At 65.9% G+C, this 14,617-nt stretch carries 15 protein-coding genes; 1 reads left to right on the top strand and 14 read right to left on the bottom strand.

Annotated elements, in window-relative coordinates; all coding sequences use genetic code 11:
• Positions 1 to 7: 7 nt before the first annotated feature.
• From U858_RS0116285 to U858_RS0116345, 13 genes are all read right to left on the bottom strand, one after another.
• On the bottom strand, positions 8 to 229 hold the full coding sequence (locus U858_RS0116285; protein ID WP_025138210.1) for a hypothetical protein: 222 nt from the start codon (positions 227 to 229) through the stop codon (positions 8 to 10).
• Complete coding sequence (locus U858_RS34290) at positions 210 to 581, bottom strand: hypothetical protein (RefSeq protein ID WP_025138211.1); 372 nt, start codon at positions 579 to 581, stop codon at positions 210 to 212. The genes U858_RS0116285 and U858_RS34290 overlap by 20 nt, the downstream gene beginning before the upstream one ends.
• Positions 581 to 4,213 carry a host specificity protein J gene (locus U858_RS0116295; protein ID WP_025138212.1) on the bottom strand — a complete coding sequence of 1,211 codons (3,633 nt, stop codon included), beginning with the start codon at positions 4,211 to 4,213 and terminating at the stop codon, positions 581 to 583. Before U858_RS0116295 ends, U858_RS34290 begins: the two co-directional genes overlap by 1 nt.
• A complete protein-coding gene (locus tag U858_RS0116300) occupies positions 4,210 to 4,815 on the bottom strand; it encodes a tail assembly protein (RefSeq protein WP_025138213.1) in 606 nt (201 codons plus the stop codon). The genes U858_RS0116295 and U858_RS0116300 overlap by 4 nt, the downstream gene beginning before the upstream one ends.
• Positions 4,812 to 5,591, bottom strand: a complete 780-nt coding sequence (locus U858_RS0116305) for a C40 family peptidase (RefSeq protein WP_025138214.1) — start codon at positions 5,589 to 5,591, stop codon at positions 4,812 to 4,814. Before U858_RS0116305 ends, U858_RS0116300 begins: the two co-directional genes overlap by 4 nt.
• A 2-nt stretch (positions 5,592 to 5,593) precedes the next feature.
• On the bottom strand, positions 5,594 to 6,322 hold the full coding sequence (locus U858_RS0116310) for a phage minor tail protein L (RefSeq protein WP_025138215.1): 729 nt from the start codon (positions 6,320 to 6,322) through the stop codon (positions 5,594 to 5,596).
• 41 nt (positions 6,323 to 6,363) lie between these two features.
• Positions 6,364 to 8,187: a pyocin knob domain-containing protein gene (locus tag U858_RS36380; RefSeq protein WP_025138216.1), complete on the bottom strand. Its 1,824-nt coding sequence runs from the start codon at positions 8,185 to 8,187 to the stop codon at positions 6,364 to 6,366.
• Positions 8,188 to 8,228: 41 nt separating this feature from the next.
• Positions 8,229 to 8,567 (bottom strand): phage tail protein, encoded by a 339-nt coding sequence (locus U858_RS0116320; protein WP_025138217.1) that lies wholly within the window; start codon positions 8,565 to 8,567, stop codon positions 8,229 to 8,231.
• Positions 8,568 to 8,569: 2 nt separating this feature from the next.
• Complete coding sequence (locus U858_RS0116325; protein WP_025138218.1) at positions 8,570 to 9,877, bottom strand: phage tail tape measure protein; 1,308 nt, start codon at positions 9,875 to 9,877, stop codon at positions 8,570 to 8,572.
• A gap of 56 nt (positions 9,878 to 9,933) precedes the next feature.
• On the bottom strand, positions 9,934 to 10,224 hold the full coding sequence (locus U858_RS0116330; RefSeq protein WP_025138219.1) for a DUF4035 domain-containing protein: 291 nt from the start codon (positions 10,222 to 10,224) through the stop codon (positions 9,934 to 9,936).
• Positions 10,224 to 10,697, bottom strand: coding sequence for a phage tail assembly chaperone (locus U858_RS0116335; RefSeq protein ID WP_025138220.1), 474 nt, complete (start codon positions 10,695 to 10,697; stop codon positions 10,224 to 10,226). Before U858_RS0116335 ends, U858_RS0116330 begins: the two co-directional genes overlap by 1 nt.
• 5 nt (positions 10,698 to 10,702) lie before the next feature.
• Entirely contained in the window at positions 10,703 to 11,170 is a 468-nt protein-coding gene (locus U858_RS0116340) for a phage tail tube protein (RefSeq protein ID WP_025138221.1), read from the bottom strand.
• A gap of 264 nt (positions 11,171 to 11,434) precedes the next feature.
• Entirely contained in the window at positions 11,435 to 12,022 is a 588-nt protein-coding gene (locus tag U858_RS0116345) for a hypothetical protein (protein ID WP_025138222.1), read from the bottom strand.
• 273 nt (positions 12,023 to 12,295) lie between these two features.
• Between U858_RS0116345 and U858_RS0116350 the strand changes: the two genes are divergently transcribed.
• Positions 12,296 to 12,991 (top strand): S24 family peptidase, encoded by a 696-nt coding sequence (locus U858_RS0116350; RefSeq protein ID WP_025138223.1) that lies wholly within the window; start codon positions 12,296 to 12,298, stop codon positions 12,989 to 12,991.
• Between the two features lie 124 nt (positions 12,992 to 13,115).
• On the opposite strand, the gene U858_RS0116355 is transcribed toward U858_RS0116350, so the two are convergent.
• Positions 13,116 to 14,573: a DUF1254 domain-containing protein gene (locus U858_RS0116355; RefSeq protein WP_025138224.1), complete on the bottom strand. Its 1,458-nt coding sequence runs from the start codon at positions 14,571 to 14,573 to the stop codon at positions 13,116 to 13,118.
• Positions 14,574 to 14,617: the final 44 nt, after the last annotated feature.

Below are 14,617 nucleotides of genomic sequence, written 5' to 3' on the forward strand. Positions count from 1 at the left end.
GCTCTCGCTAGGCGGCCGGCAGCGGTTCGGCGCCGCTGTCCGCAGTCTTCGGAAAGCGTTGCTTGACGTGGTTGCATTGCGCCACCCACTGCGCCACTTCGTCGGGCAAGACCTGGCCCGACGTTTGCAGGTGCTGGGCGAACTTCATGATCGCGTCCAGCTGGTCGCCGATGGCGGGGTAGGCGCGTGCGCGCAGCGGCGCATACGGTTCATAGTGCCGGATTTTCAACGGTGAACTCCTTGTTCAGATAGGGCCAGGCCTCGATCGAGACCTGAAAGATTCCGGGGTGGGAAAACTCCAGCTCCACCACGGGTTCCGCGTACGGGTAGTCGACATCGCCAATCCTGATGATGCAGGGAACGGGAAGTCCGGAAAGCGTTCGTCCTGCCAACGTTGCCGGCAATTCTGGACGTGGTACGAGCGCCCCTTCCAGCACGTATTGCCGATCCGGATCACCCTCACCAACGACAAAAGGATTCCCGGTGACCAGAGCGGTTGCCTCGACGCTCTCGCGGGGCCCGCTCATGACACCGACGATTTGGCCACTCGCGTCATAAAACGTTGCGGTATACATGCTCATTACCTCTTCACCATCAAGGCGACGACCCGAACGGTCGCACCGTTGTTTCCTGAACCCGCCGAATCAACGACAATCCTGGTATTGCCGACGATCGCAGAACCCACCGCCATGGCAGTCAGCGGCATGCTGGTATAGACCCACGGCATCGTGCCTTCGCCGCTTCCACTCTGCCAGGCCGAATGGCTGCCCGCCGCCCGCTCCATCAATTCATCATTGACGTAGATGCGCAAGTCTGTCGCTTGACCGTCGTAGCCCGATCTGTACGCGATAACCACCACGGGTCCCGCCACGTTGCTGTTGACGACAACCGTCGCGGATCCCTTTGCGGTCATGGATACCGGTATCGTCACCGCATTACCGGCGATGGCCAGCGTATCCACCTGCGCGTCGATGATGTGCGCGCGCTTGATGTAGGCCTGACCGATATTGGCCACCTTGGCGTTGAACGACCCGGTATCGATCCGATCCGCGCTCATGAACCCCGCATTGATCTTGTGGGCCTCCAGGCTATGGATCATTGCGTTGGTGATGCGACCCGTACCAATCACGGCATCATTGATGAAGGTCTGCCCTCCCTGGATCACGAAGGGCGTGGTGGTCTGGCCGTTCGCCAGGTTCAACAGCGCCAACCGGTCCGCCAGGAAATACACCGAACTCTGCACCGTGCCGTCGGGTTGGGCGTAGGCGCCCATCGACATGCCGGCAGCGTAGATATCGCCGCCCTGCGTGATCTGGGCGCGGATGCTGTAGGTGGCCTTCAGTTGGCCGTCCACGCCGACCAACGCGGAGCGGGTCTCCTGCACCCCGGCAGCCGCCCCATTGGCGGTCGCCATCACCGTGTCCACCCGCGAGGACAGCGCGCCATCCTCATCGGCGCGCTTGATTTCCTCGGCCGTGATCGCCGCCCGGGTTTCATCCAGGCCGTCGGTCAGGCCGTCGATGGTGCCGACCAGTTCCTTGGCCAATTCATCGCGGCTGATCTGGCCGTTCAGGTACTCCAGGATCTCGCTGGCCTGCCAGCTGGCCTCGCCCATCACGCCCTGCTCGCCCGGATACCAGGCGCCGATCTCGCCGTTCAGCGCAACGATGCGCCCCCAGAAGTAGAAGCGCTTGCCGGCCGACAGCCCCATCAAGGTGTGGGCGCTTTGCGGGAAGGCATAGTCGCCCAGCTTGATGGCGCTGGCGCGATCGTTGGACGCGCTGTACCAGATCTCGGTGCGCTGCGCCGTGAAGCGCCCTTCCGGAAAGGCCCAGCGCAGGTCGATGCCGAACACCAGCGATTTAGCAGCCAGCAACGCCAGCGCAGGCGGCGGCGCAATGTCGCCTTCCAGCTGCGTCTCGGTGGAATTGACCCAGACCGACGAGACGTCCGCCACGTTGATGGCGCGGATGCGCGCAATGTAGCCGCCGGCGCGGATGTCCGGCAGTTCCAGCGTCAACGCGCCGGTGCGGCCCGCTTCGACCCAATCGGACCGGTCGCGCCGCCATTGCACCTGGTAGGCCACGGCCGACGGCGCCGCATCCCAGCTGATCACGCCGACGTGGCGCGCCATGCCCTGGTCGATCACCGAACGCGAGGCCAGGCGGATGTTCGTCGGCGCGGGCTGCACCGACGGCGGCACCACCGTGATGGGCTTGGGATCCAGGCGGGTGCCGAAGTCCACGTTGTCGAACTTGCCGGGCTCGTGCTGCACGGCCGAAATTTCGGCCAACAGGCCTTCCTTGCGCTTCACGCTGAGCACGCGGAAGGTCTGGGCCGACAGCACTTCGGATTCCAGCGTCCAGACGCAATCCGCTTCCGGTGCCTGGGAGAACGGCGTGGCGACGGTGATGTGCAGCACCGTGCCAGGCAGGCCTACCAGGTCGGCCGTCAACTCAGTGGAATCCACCGTGAAGACGGTGTTGTCCGCCGTCAGGCCGGTGCCCACCGCCTTGGCGACCACGCGGGTTTCGGACAGGCCGTTGGGCAGGTTGACCGTCAGGCGGTCGCCCGGGCGCACGCCCAGTTCGGCATCCACCGTGATCTTGCTGGCGCTGCCTTCGTGAATGCGGCCGCCGATGCGGCGGCCGGCCAGGTGCTGGTCTGCGACGCGGATGACGCTGCCCGGCCGCACGCGGCAGGCGTCCAGGCCCACCGAGAACGTCACCGAACGGGTTTCCATGTTGGACGTCAGCAGCATCCACTTGCCGATGCGATGCGCCTGGCCACGCGAGGTGCAGCCAAAGCCCGTCACCTCGATCTGCTGAATGCCGTAGCGCGCGATGCCTTCGCGGTTCTCGACGTATTCGACCTTCTGGCGGCCCATTTCGGACATGTCGTTCCAGGACACCAGTGCCACGGTGTAGCGAGTGGTCAGTGCGGACCCGACGTAGTTGAATTTGCCTTCGACCACGTTGGCCGACGAGAACGTATAGACCGGATCGCCCGGCATGTCGGCCGACGCAAACACCGCGGCGTTCGCCCAGTACGCCATGCCGCGAAAGATCGACGCGAAGTCCTGCACCACGCGGTAGGCATCCGCCGCCTGCTGCAGATAGACGTTGCAGGTGAAGCGCGGTTCCTTGCCGCCAAAGCCGTCGTCGACCATCTCGTCGCAATAGCGGCCGATCTGGTACAGGCCCCACTTGTCCAGCCAGCCGGCGGGCACGCGGGTGCCCAGGCCATAGCGGTCGTTGCTGATCAGGTCGTAGAACACCCAGGCCGGGTTGTTGGTCCAGGCCAGCTTGAAGGTACCGTCCCATACGCCGTCGTAGCTGCGCAGGTCCGTGTGGTAGTTGGATGGCACCCGGATGATGCGGCCACGCACGTGGTAGGCGCGGGTCGGAATGCTCTGGAACTGCGACGCATCGATCTTGATGCCCACCACGGCCGACATCGGATAGCGCAGCTTGGCATCGATGATCTCGGTCACCGTATCCACCACCGTGCGGTCGGAAATGGTGTTGCTGTTGGCGTTGGGCGTAATGCGGCGCACGCGGATGTTCCAGCCCTGGCGTGCGCGCGGCAGGTCGATGCGGTGCGAGCGGGTATAGCGCTGCGTGGTCTTGCCGTCGAACGCGGTGGACAGCACCACCTGGTAGCCGGCGCCGTCGGTGTTCACCTCGATCAGGTATTCAACGCGATAGCCGTTGATGTCGCCGTTCTTGGTGTCCGCCTGGCTCAGGCCTTCGACGGCCAGCGTGATGCGCACGGCGGACGCCTGCAGATTGGTGAACAGGCGGTTCCACGGCTGGCCGGACTTCAGCTCGGCATTGATGCCGATGGTGCTTTCCGACGCGGGAAAGCCGGGCAGCGGGTCCTGCCACTGCGTGCCCGTGCGAAAGTCGATGGACGCGCCGGTGAAGTTCAGCGAGCCGTCTTCGTTGGCCACGGGCGTGCCGTTCAGGTAGACGTCGCGCAAGGCGTTGTCCAGCCCGTGCACGGGGCCGTAGATCTCGCCCTCGCCCAGCAGGTCGATGACCCGCGCATAGGCGGTGCTGTGCAGGCTGTCCGGCGATTCCACCGGAGCGCGCCCGCCGCCGCCGCCCTTGCCCTTGTGGCCGATAAGCTCCTGGCTGCCGGCCGCCCGCTTGCCGCCAAAAGCAAAGGCGCCCGCGGGCGCCTTGTTCCTGATGCGATGTCGTTGTTTCATACGTGGTCTTCCGAATAGATGCCTGCGGAGATCGTGGCGCTGCCGACGAACATTTCCCCGTACAGCAGCGGCACGGGGTTACCCTGCGCCGTGGTGTTCACGGGGCCATTGAAGTTGTAGGACGCGCCGTTTTCCGGGCCGTCCTTGGCGCTTAGCATGCGTTGCTGCGGCGACAGCATCTGGGCGACGCCGCCCAGCATCATCGACAGGCCCAGCGTCGCCGTGGCCTGCACCATGCCCCCAGCCTGGAAGGCCGCCGCCAAGCCGCCGCTGTACCACGCCGCTGCCGCAATCAGCACAGCGCCCAGCACGGTCTGGAACAAGCCGCCGTTCTTGGCACCTGCCATCACCGGCGCAATGCGGATGGCGTCGCCGCCCACCGGATACGCCAGCTCGTCTTCCGACAGGTTGCGCCGGCCGGCAAAGCAGGCAAAGCGCACGCCACGCGCGTCGCTATGCGCCAGCGCTTTCTCGAAACCGGGCAACAGCGCACACAGCGCCCGTACGGCTTCGGCCGGGCTGGCCACCGCCAGCCGGTGTTCGCGGCCAAAGCGCGCGCCCAGCCAGCCGTACAACCGCACCAACCGTAGTTTCTCGTTCATGCCGTTCCCCTGTGACGCAACACGACGCGCGTCGCCTCGCGCCAGAAGCCGCCGTACACCACCCGTTCGGAATCGCGTCCGTACAGGTGGTGCAGCATGGCATCCGGCAACGGAAACAGGCCCGGCGCTTCGGCCAGCGGTTCGGCGCCAAGGAAGACGCCCGCATGGTTGGCCCGGTCGGAGCGCACCTGCATGATCACCACGTCGCCGGGCGCCAGGGTTTCATCCGACGCCAGCGGCCGAAAGCCCGCTTCGGCGTAGTGGTCCATGTACAGATCGCCCGCCCGGCCGGGTTCCCACCAGCCGTCCTCGCGCGCAAAGTCGCGCAGGCGAATGCCGCGTTCCCGCGCGTACCAGTCGCGTACCAGCGAATAGCAGTCCAGCACGCCATGGGCGAATTGACGGCCCAGCAGCGGCGCCTGAAAGCCCTCGGGCGTGAAGCCGCGGATTTCCGCCGCGCTGACCTTGCCGTCCAGGCTTTTTTCCACCGCCACGATGTACCAGGGCAGGCCGGAGGCCTCGCAGGCCACCCGATCGGCTTCGCTGGGCACCGCCGCGGCATCCGGATGCGAATGCACCACGGCCGCGATCTTGCCGGTTTCCTCGGCCGCCGCGTAGTCTTCGGCCGACATGACGAAATGTTCTTCGCTGGCGGCCGTATTGCGGCACGGCACATACCATTCGCGGCGGCCGGCCTTGACCACCAGCCCGCAGCATTCCTGCGGATACGTCGCCACGCCATGGTCGCGGATGGCCTGCATCGTGCTCTTGCGCATGCTTATCCCCTGACCAGGTCGGCGGACGGAAAGCCGCCGAAGTTGATGATTTCGTATTCGCCAAAGCGCTTCTTGCAATCCGACATCAGGCCCGAACAGCGGTCCAGCGTCGGATCGTTGACGGGCTTGCCGTCCAGGTCGAACATCCGGCTACCCGTGTAGCCGCAATACGGGCCGCGATAGCCGCCCTTGCGCAACCACGAGCACACGCCTGCAATGATCGGCCGGTCGGGCAGCTTCTGGCCGTTGAAGTCCAGCGCGCTGGAGAGCGAGAATTCCACCACCTGGGCGGTTTCCGCGGTCTTTTGCTGCACGATCCACACCTCGGGCGGCAGCTCTTCCTGCGGGTCCGCCGTCGGGTTGCCTTCCGGGAAGTTGGCCGCATCCAGGTACTTGCCCAGCGTGCGACGCACCACCACCCGCGCACCCACCAGATCGTCCAGGTGGATGCACAGCGCCGAGATCACTCCGGCCAGCGGGTTGCCCTTTTCGTCCTGGCCGATGTTGCCCACGCGCAGGGTGGGCGACGGCTGCTGGCCCTCACCCACCTGCTCGAAGCCTTCGGCCTGGATGGCCCAGGGGTCGTACTGCTTTCCTTGCCAGTAGATCGGGCCCGTCTGCGCATAGCCATGAAAGCGCTGCACGACGCCACCGATCTCGCTGGCGTCCAGCTCGAACAGTTCGACCAGGGCGCCAGGTTCCAGCTTTTGTACATCTGCGTTGATAGTCATTCTTCAAATCTCCTTCCGTGTTGCGGAAATGGCCTGACGCCTTACCAATAGAACTTGGCAAAGCCGCCTGCGCCGGCCCCGCCCGCGCCGCCACCGGCTTGTGCCCCCGCCGGGGTCGTGCCACCGCCGCCGCCAGCGCCGTGGCCATAGGCGGGCATGCCCGCCATGAGTTCAAAGCGGTTGGCGCGCGCGCCGCCTCCGCCGCCGAACGGGCCGCTGGCCCCCGCACCAGAGGTCACCCACGAGGCCACGCTGGTCACGTCACCCGCGGTTGCATCCCCGCCTACGGGATAGCCGGCTCCGCCCAGCGCGGGGCCGCCCGCGGAGCCTCCCTGACCGCCTTGGCCCGGATCCAGTGTCACCACCGTATTGCCGTTGACCTTCACCGTGGTCGGGCCGCCCGGCAAGCCGCCTCCCCCCGCGCCCGATACACCGCCGCCAGTGCCCCCCGCACCACCCGCGCCGATGGAGACCGTGACGGTGGAACCAACCGGTGCGGAGATCGTCCAGCCCAACACGGGCAAGCCCGCGCCGCCTCCGGCGCCGTTCAGCCGCACGCCCGTGCCGACGTACCCCGACCCGCCGCCGCCGCCCCCGCCGCCCGCACAACCATCCAGGTACACCGTCGGCGCCGGCATGGCGAAGGTGTAGGTGCCGGGCTGCCGATACACCAGCGCTCGAACGCCGTTCTTGATCGCATCCAGCTGATCGCGCGTCACCATGTCGACCCGGGCATAGGCCGTGCCGTTCCAGCGATGCCAACCCACGCCGTCGACATACACGTCACCCGCATCCTGGCGCGGCAACTGCGATACCGCCGACACCGCTCCCAGTGCCAGCCAGCGGCTCCATTGGCCTGTGGACGGGTCTCCGCTGCGGACATAACGTGCATTGCGCAAGGAAGTGTCCTGCTCATGCACCTCTGCCGTCTGCATGACGACGGCAGCAGATATGCGCAAACTCCACAGAGCGCCCGGACGATTCGCCGGGTGTGGGGGAAAGTGCGTGCCGCCCGCCATGGTGGCCGCGGCGTCCCAGGTGTAGCAGGTCGGGCCTGCATGCAGGGCATCAAGATCCACCCCGGGGCCCGTCAAGGCCACGCGGTCGACCTTGCGGTCCAGGGCCGCCTGTACCTGCCCGACGCCGGCCAATTCCGCCCAGGGCCCCCACGTACCCAGGTAGCGCGTGCGCAGGAATTCGCGCGGCTGCTCCAGCGTATAGACGCGATAGCGCTGGTACACGAAATCACCCTGCGTCGAGACGTCGCGGCTCCAGGGCGTGGCGGCCACCGCCAGATGCCCGGCCAACGGTACGGGATAGTTGTGCCCCGCAGCGGCCGCCTCGTTATTCAACTGGAAGTAGTCGCCTGGCACGTCCAGGGAATTCAGGTCCGTCTCAGGCGGCATCAGGAGGGTGCCGTAGAGCGGGGGGACCTGAGATTCGGGTATGGTGGCGCCGGCCCCGAGCGTAGCGACGCCATGCGGGATGCCCTTCTGCGCCAAGGGCACCGCCATGTCCGCCGTGGTCTGCGCGGCGGCGGCGGCCAGGCCGGCCGTGGTTGCCGTCGTCTGTGCACGCGTTGCCGCCGTCACGGCCGAGTCCGCAGTGGCCTGCGCCGTCGCGGCGTCCGCGCCCGCTCGATCAGCCTGGTGCTGCGCCTGCGCGGCGGCAGACGCGGCGCCGTCCGCGGTCGACTGGGCCTTGATGGCAGCCGTGTGTGCGACGACGGCTGCCGCCTGTGCCGCATCCACGCCGGTCTTCAGCTTTCTGTCGTTGGCGTTCACCTTGGCGAACGCGTCACGATTTGGGTCGCCCTGCCGGTCGTTGGGCATGGCGCCGATGTTGATGAGGTCAAGATTTTCCATAGTGCCTTCCGTGTTTGTCCGGTCAGGGCCGGCGCTGGCGATCAAGGGATCGCCGTCTGTTCCAACGTGACCGCGACGGTGTACATGTCAGCGCCCATCGGCTGCACTGACAGGGACCGCGCCTTGTAGCGGCCTTCCTCGCCCAGCGGCGGCGTCCACGCGAAAGATCTGCCACCGGCATGCCGGTTGATGAAGTCAAGGATGGGCCGCACGTAGGTCTCGTTGCCCACGAACTGCAGCGGCCACGACTGCGACACGGTATGAATGCCGTCCGCCACTTCCTGCTCGTAGCCATCGCCGAACTGCACCCGCAGGGTGCGGTCCTTGAACGTGCCGACGGGGTTGGGCCGCGGCGACCAAGTGAAGGTTTCGATTGCCATGCTCATGCCCCTGCTAAACGGTTGTTGCTGGCCTGCCATGCGAGGCCGCCCTGGCGGTACGACTGCGTCATGCGGCGGTCGACCAATTGGTTGACGTATTCGCCGATCTGCTGGCCGAACTGCTTCCAGCCGCCTTCGCCCGACTCGGTCTCGGAATTCACGTTGCCGTCCTGCACATAGACGTTGACGGATACGCCGCCGCCCATCTGGCCGGTGTCCCCCGCTACGTTCGGGAAGGCCGCACGGATGCCCAGCGAGCCGTCAGCGCCGCGATGCAGCGGCATGATGGCCTCGGGGCCGGCTTCGCCCATGACGCCCATGGGGAAGGCCACGGGGCTGGTGACCATGCCGTTGGTGAAGGCGTTGCCTTTGGCGTTCATGGAGATTGGAAATGCCTGCGCCACTCCGGAGGCCGCACTCGCACCGGCGCTGGCGCCCCCGCCAAACAGGCCGGATATCCACGAGCCTGCTGCACCGATCCAGCCGCCCAATCCGCCCCCGTTCTTACCTGACATGAAGTCACCGCCCAGCAGGGTTTCCATCAGCTTGGCCGAGGCAGCCGAGGTCGCCATCTTGGCCACGTTGTTCAGGAACGAGAGCCCCATCTTGTCGAACTTGTCGGCGACAAAGTCGTACATCTTCGTGCCCAGCACGTCCTGAATTTTTCCCGCTCCGTCGCGCGCGGATTCGACGAGCTTTCCGTTCAGCTTGGACATGAAGTCTTCGTCGGGCTTTTTCTCCTCCAGGCCCTTCAACGACTGTGTGTACTGACCTTCCGTAATTTCGCCTGTGTTGCGCGCCTCTTCCAGCCAGTCACGCTTTTGCATGATCTGTGCGTCTTTCGCCGGGTCCTTTCCGGTAATCCCGTTGATGTATGCCTGTCGATCCTTGCCTTGCTGCTGCTGATCCAGTTCCCTGGCACGCCAAAGCAGCTCTTCCCGAGTCTTCTCGTCCTCCCCCGCGAACTTGCCGGAGCGAGTTTCATACTGCATCTTTCCTTCTTCGGTCTTTATGCCAAACAACTGCCAGGTCCGATCAAGATCTGCCAGTGTCTGCTCGACCGCAGCGGATCGACGCGTCTGTGCGCGCGCCTCTTCGTTCAGTCCTTTCGATACTTTGTCGCGCTCGGCGACAGACTTCTGCTGCACCGTCGTGTCGGCTTTCGCCGTCGCGGTCGACTGCGCCACGCTCTTGGAATACGCGTTGCAGGCGGCCGTCATGTTCTTATAGGCGGCCGTCTGCAGGTTGGTCGCGTTGACCAGCCGTGCCAGGTCGCTGGCGGAAAGCCCGCCGGAATTGCTTGTTGCCATGGTTTGCCTCTTTCAATGCGTCGCCTCCGGCCCGCTTGCGCGGGCCGGACACGTCGTCAAGACCCCTTCTTGACCTTCGACAGCAGGAACGCCTTCAACGCGTCCGCGCCGGCCTCGGCCGGTGGTTCCGCGTCGTCGGCGCCCCAGCGCACCAGCATGTCGGTGGCGCGCACCTTGGCGCCGGCAGCCTGCGCCACCGTGGCGGCCAGGCTGGCGGCGAGCAGGTCGGCCCGTTCGTCGCCCAGGGGAGACGTGCGGTCCAGTTCGCGCCACAGCGACAGTTCATGGGTGTCGATGGTCTGCATCAACTCGCCCAGCGTGCGCCCCAGCCGAAGCGCCAGGACCATCAGGAAACGGAGGTCTGGCGTTTCCTGGAGGGCTTTTTTGCGCGCTCTTGCGCCCCCTCCCCGAGGTTGCCCAGTTCGATCGCCTTGGCCACCAGCGTGGCGTGCGCCAGCCCGTAGGCCGCCGCGACGATATCCACGTCTTCGTCGCGAAAGACACGCTGCGGACCATTGGCGGTCTGCTCGAACAGCGTGCGCACCAGCAGGCTGGCCGAGGCGCGGGTGTAATCCACGCCCGGCGCATCCAGCTTGGCGCGCACGGTGTCGTTGTCTTCGCCCGCCACCACGCCCGCAGCCGCCCAGATGGCGCGGATGTGGAACAGGTGGTCGCCGGCGCTGGGCGCACGCACGATGACGCGCGCGTCCTGCCATTGCGGCACCGTGACGGCTTCGTGATGAAAGCCGGCCAGGGGGTCAGCGGCCAGGCCGCGCAGGCCCGGGCCGCGGCCCAGGGCATTGATCGACGTGTCCGTCATGGCGCTCAGCCCCCGTTGGCGGGTGCGTCGGTCAGCTTGACGGCGCCGGTGACGCGCACGTTGAACGTGGCGGACACGACGTTGTCCAGCTGGCCTTGCCACTGGTACTGCGTGACCAGGCCCAGGAACTCGAACTTGGCGCCGTCGGCGAAGGTCACGCGGAACGCGCGGGTCTTCTTGTCGCTGCGCGCGGCCACCAGCGCCTTCTGGGCGGGGTCGCCGGCCTTCCAGTTGCCGGCCATGCTGAAGGTGCCGCTGTCGTCCAGGCCCAGGGCGTATTCCTTGGCGGTGGACTTGAGCACGGTGACGTCGATCTCGGTGGTCTGGCCGCCCTGGAAGTTCGGGTCCTTGATGGTGATCGCCAGATCGGCGTAGGTCAGGCCAGCGGTGCCCAGGTCTTCGGTGGCCGTGGTGGACACTTCCAGCTGCGTGCCTTGGGTTTGAACGAATTGCGAAACAGTAGTACCTGCCATTGCAGACTCCAGAAAAAAGCCCGCCATGGGCGGGCAGCTGTGGCTACCCCGGGGTTCCGGCGCAACCATGAAAAAGGCCCCGTGGCGAATGCCACGAGGCCTGGTCAGCGTGTTGAGGATGAAATGTCGAAGCCGCGGCGCCCGCACGCTGCGCGATGCCGGCGCTGCACGGATGCTGAAAAGAAAAAACCCGCGGGCAAGCACGGGTTTCGTGTAGGCCAGCGGGTTTGTTTTCTTCGGGCGCAACTTGCCCCGACGACTGAATTATGCGCGGGCCTTGCAGGGGCTGCAAGCGTTTGCGCGATCAGCGTGTCGCACTTGCGGGGCGGTCACCAGCGAACGGCGGCGCAGCGCGGGCAACAGCGCAATCTTGGCCTCTTGGTAGGCGGCGTGCTGCTGTTCGGGTGTCATGCGCGGGTTGCTGAATACGCGTGCCCCCGCCGCCTTGTTGCCGGCGTGCACGCCGATGGCCGAGCGCTGCTGCCAGGGCAGTTCGTCGATGCACAGTTCGGTCTGCTCGCCGCGCGCGGCGGTCAGGCGTGCATCGATGTCTTCATCGTCGATGTAGGCGTCGTCCGGCATCATGCCGCGTGCAAAGGCCGATACTCGGCCCACGCCCAACTTGGGGCGGTAGCCGCGGCTCCAGTGGTACCACTCCATGATCAACGCTTCGACCTGGTCCGATTCTTCTCGCGTCATGCCCTGCCCCTTCTGAATGCTTGCGCGGACCGTGCCGTCCGCATTGCCCGCCGGCCGCGCGGCGATCGAGCGCACAATCGCGGCCCCCGCCTGCGATGCCGCCACTGCCCAGCCTTGCGGTGCCCGCAATGCCATGTTTGCTGCCTGATCCATATGCCGCTCCTTGCCGTTGAGTTCGTTGCCGGGGTGATTCGCCTGGGGGCTGTCCCGGGAGTGCGCCGCGCGGGCGCCTGGTGCGCGGACCGGCGGGATCGCCGATCGGAAAGGTTGTCGGGAGAAGTCTTCTGGTAGCGAAACGCTACCTACGCTTCCGTCTGATAACAGCACGCGTTTTGGGTAATTCATGCCTAGAATTCTACAAGTGTATAATCGCCTTTTCAACACTTGTTGTTGCACAACATTCCACAACTGTTTAGCGTCCGCACCATGGCTCTCGGAAAACAAATCAGGCGCTACCGCGCCGCGCTCGGTCTCACCCTGGAACAGCTGGAAGCCCGTACAGGCGTGGGCGTGGGCACTATCGCCGCGCTTGAAGGGCGCGATAGCGAACGCTCGAAATACGCGGCTCGGCTGGCCGCCGGATTGGGCTTGTCGCTGGAACAGCTGCTGGATGAAACCGCGCAGTACCCGCCCGACACCGTGCTGTCAGCGCCCGACGCGCGAGTGCGTCTGGACGACGGCATGGCCGACGACTTGCGCATCCCGCGTTTCGATACCGGTGGCGCCATGGGCGCCGGGGTCGAACTGCGCGACCAGCCCGGCGTCATCCAAAGCCTGCGCGTCAGCCAGGAATGGCTGCACAAGAACCTGCGGCATTACACGTCGGTGGGCAATCTGTGCGTGGTCACCGGTTTTGGCGACAGCATGCGGCCCATGTACAACCCCGGCGATCCGCTGCTGGTGGACCTGGGCGTGGCCAAGGCCGACATCGACGGCATCTATTTCTTTCGGGTGGGCAACGAAGGTTTTATCAAGCGGCTGCAACGCATTCCCAGCGCGCAGGGGTTGTTGATTCGCGCCAAATCCGAGAACACCAAGTACGACGCCTGGGACATCACCGAAGACATGGACCTGCAGATCTTCGGGCGCGTGCTGAAGGTGTGGCGCAGCGACGATTTCTGAGGTGCGTGATCGTCTGAGGCGCGTGATCGCATACGTGCGATCCGACGCCCGCCGGCCTGCTTGGCGCGGCCGGCGCTTCGCCAGCCGATTCGCCCGCTTGATTCACGGCAGCGCCGCACTCCCCCTACTGCGCGACCCGTTGCAGCGACGGGGTTTGCCACGAGCCATCCAGCAGCGCGGGCTTGGGCCAGTAATAGCGCATCGCCACCCTGAACGGCCCCGGCGGCGTGGGTAGCCAATTGGCCTCCTGGCCCTTGCCCGGCGATGTCGGTTGCAGGGTGAGCGTGACCCCGCCGTCGCGGTCGCGCTTGAGCGACGACAGCGTCGCCGCGTTGATCGTGTAGCGCTTGGCCGCGTTGGCCACCAGCGCTTGCCCGGGCAGTTGATACAGCGTCACCGACCAATAGGCATTGACCGGCGGCAAGCTTTTCGGCGCAAAGCGCAGGGTGTAGGCGCGCGCGCCATCCAGCGGTTGCCCGGCGCTGTCTTGGTCGATCGCCGGGGCCAGCGCTTCTTCGCGGCTGCTGCCGCCCAGGTCGACCTGGGCGCCCGTGGCCCGGGCCAGGTAGTCATTCTTGAAGGTACGGCGGTCGGCGAACAGCGTGTCGGTCTTGCCGGCCAGCGCCACGCGGCGCTTGTCGATATCGTTCTGGCCATCGTGCATGCCTTCTTGCATCATCTGCCGCAAGCGGGGGTTCATGCGATCAGTCACGACGGGTTCGCCCGGCCGGATGCGCAGGCTGTCCAGGCGCCGGCGCAGCGTTTTTTCGCTGTGTTCGACGGGCGCGAACTGCAGCAGGAAGGCCAGCTGGTTGTAGAACTCGAGCGAGCTGCGCATCTGCGCCGGGGCTTCGGGTGCGATCCACGCGACAGGGGCCGGCGCGGGCGGCGCGGCTTTTTTCAGGAAGGCCGACAAGGGCTGAAGCTTGTAGCCCGCCTGGATACGCTTGACGTTGGCCAGGTCGGATGCCGAATACATCAAGGTGCGCCCCGACAGCGTGACCAGTTCGGTCTCGGCGACGATGACCTTGGCCACGTGCTTGGGCGCCGTACCTTTCCAGCGCGGGCCGGCAATCAGGAAATGACCGCCGCCATTGCCTGTGGCGCGGCTGCCGATATAGGCAAAGTTCTGGCCGTACAGGTCTGTCAGTTGCAGCGCGAAATAACGCCGGGAGTCCATGGGCGGCACGCTGACCACGACCGGCTCGGCACGCAGGTCCAGCACGGCGGATGACGTGGCGACATCAAGATTGGGCGCCGCGATGCCGGCATCTTCGGGCGTGTACACCCGCGCAACAGCGTCAAGGGTATTGAAGGGACCGCGATACTGCGGGCTGGCGGAATCGATATTCGTGGCGTACAGGGCCTGGTAGCTGGCAACCATGGGGTAGCCGTACACATAGGCCTCTTTGGCGATGCGGCGCGCCTCGGGTGCCGAGACGCCATCGATGCCGACGAACTGCGACCCCGTGGCCGCGTCGGGCGATGTGAAGCTGCATCCTGCCAACGCGGCTACCAACGCCACACCGGCCATGCCGCGCAGGGTGGAAAAAAGGGCAGTGCCAACCAAGCGGTCGCGCATTCGATGCTCCAACATGGGCAGATGTTGGCAACGCCCAGATGGCG

The organism is Achromobacter sp. DH1f (assembly GCF_000633435.1).
GTDB classification, from domain to species: Bacteria; Pseudomonadota; Gammaproteobacteria; order Burkholderiales; family Burkholderiaceae_B; genus Achromobacter; species Achromobacter deleyi.

What these genes read in the sequence shown, in the direction of transcription:
- U858_RS0116335 (WP_025138220.1), bottom strand. Translation starts at nt 10,697, where the DNA reads ATGACGGACACGTCGATCAATGCCCTGGGCCGCGGCCCGGGCCTGCGC.
- U858_RS0116300 (WP_025138213.1), bottom strand. Translation starts at nt 4,815, where the DNA reads ATGAACGAGAAACTACGGTTGGTGCGGTTGTACGGCTGGCTGGGCGCG.
- U858_RS0116350 (WP_025138223.1), top strand. Translation starts at nt 12,296, where the DNA reads ATGGCTCTCGGAAAACAAATCAGGCGCTACCGCGCCGCGCTCGGTCTC.
- U858_RS0116295 (WP_025138212.1), bottom strand. Translation starts at nt 4,213, where the DNA reads ATGAAACAACGACATCGCATCAGGAACAAGGCGCCCGCGGGCGCCTTT.
- U858_RS0116305 (WP_025138214.1), bottom strand. Translation starts at nt 5,591, where the DNA reads ATGCGCAAGAGCACGATGCAGGCCATCCGCGACCATGGCGTGGCGACG.
- U858_RS0116355 (WP_025138224.1), bottom strand. Translation starts at nt 14,573, where the DNA reads ATGCGCGACCGCTTGGTTGGCACTGCCCTTTTTTCCACCCTGCGCGGC.
- U858_RS0116320 (WP_025138217.1), bottom strand. Translation starts at nt 8,567, where the DNA reads ATGGCAATCGAAACCTTCACTTGGTCGCCGCGGCCCAACCCCGTCGGC.
- U858_RS0116310 (WP_025138215.1), bottom strand. Translation starts at nt 6,322, where the DNA reads ATGACTATCAACGCAGATGTACAAAAGCTGGAACCTGGCGCCCTGGTC.
- U858_RS34290 (WP_025138211.1), bottom strand. Translation starts at nt 581, where the DNA reads ATGAGCATGTATACCGCAACGTTTTATGACGCGAGTGGCCAAATCGTC.
- U858_RS0116325 (WP_025138218.1), bottom strand. Translation starts at nt 9,877, where the DNA reads ATGGCAACAAGCAATTCCGGCGGGCTTTCCGCCAGCGACCTGGCACGG.
- U858_RS0116330 (WP_025138219.1), bottom strand. Translation starts at nt 10,224, where the DNA reads ATGGTCCTGGCGCTTCGGCTGGGGCGCACGCTGGGCGAGTTGATGCAG.
- U858_RS0116345 (WP_025138222.1), bottom strand. Translation starts at nt 12,022, where the DNA reads ATGGATCAGGCAGCAAACATGGCATTGCGGGCACCGCAAGGCTGGGCA.
- U858_RS0116340 (WP_025138221.1), bottom strand. Translation starts at nt 11,170, where the DNA reads ATGGCAGGTACTACTGTTTCGCAATTCGTTCAAACCCAAGGCACGCAG.
- U858_RS36380 (WP_025138216.1), bottom strand. Translation starts at nt 8,187, where the DNA reads ATGGAAAATCTTGACCTCATCAACATCGGCGCCATGCCCAACGACCGG.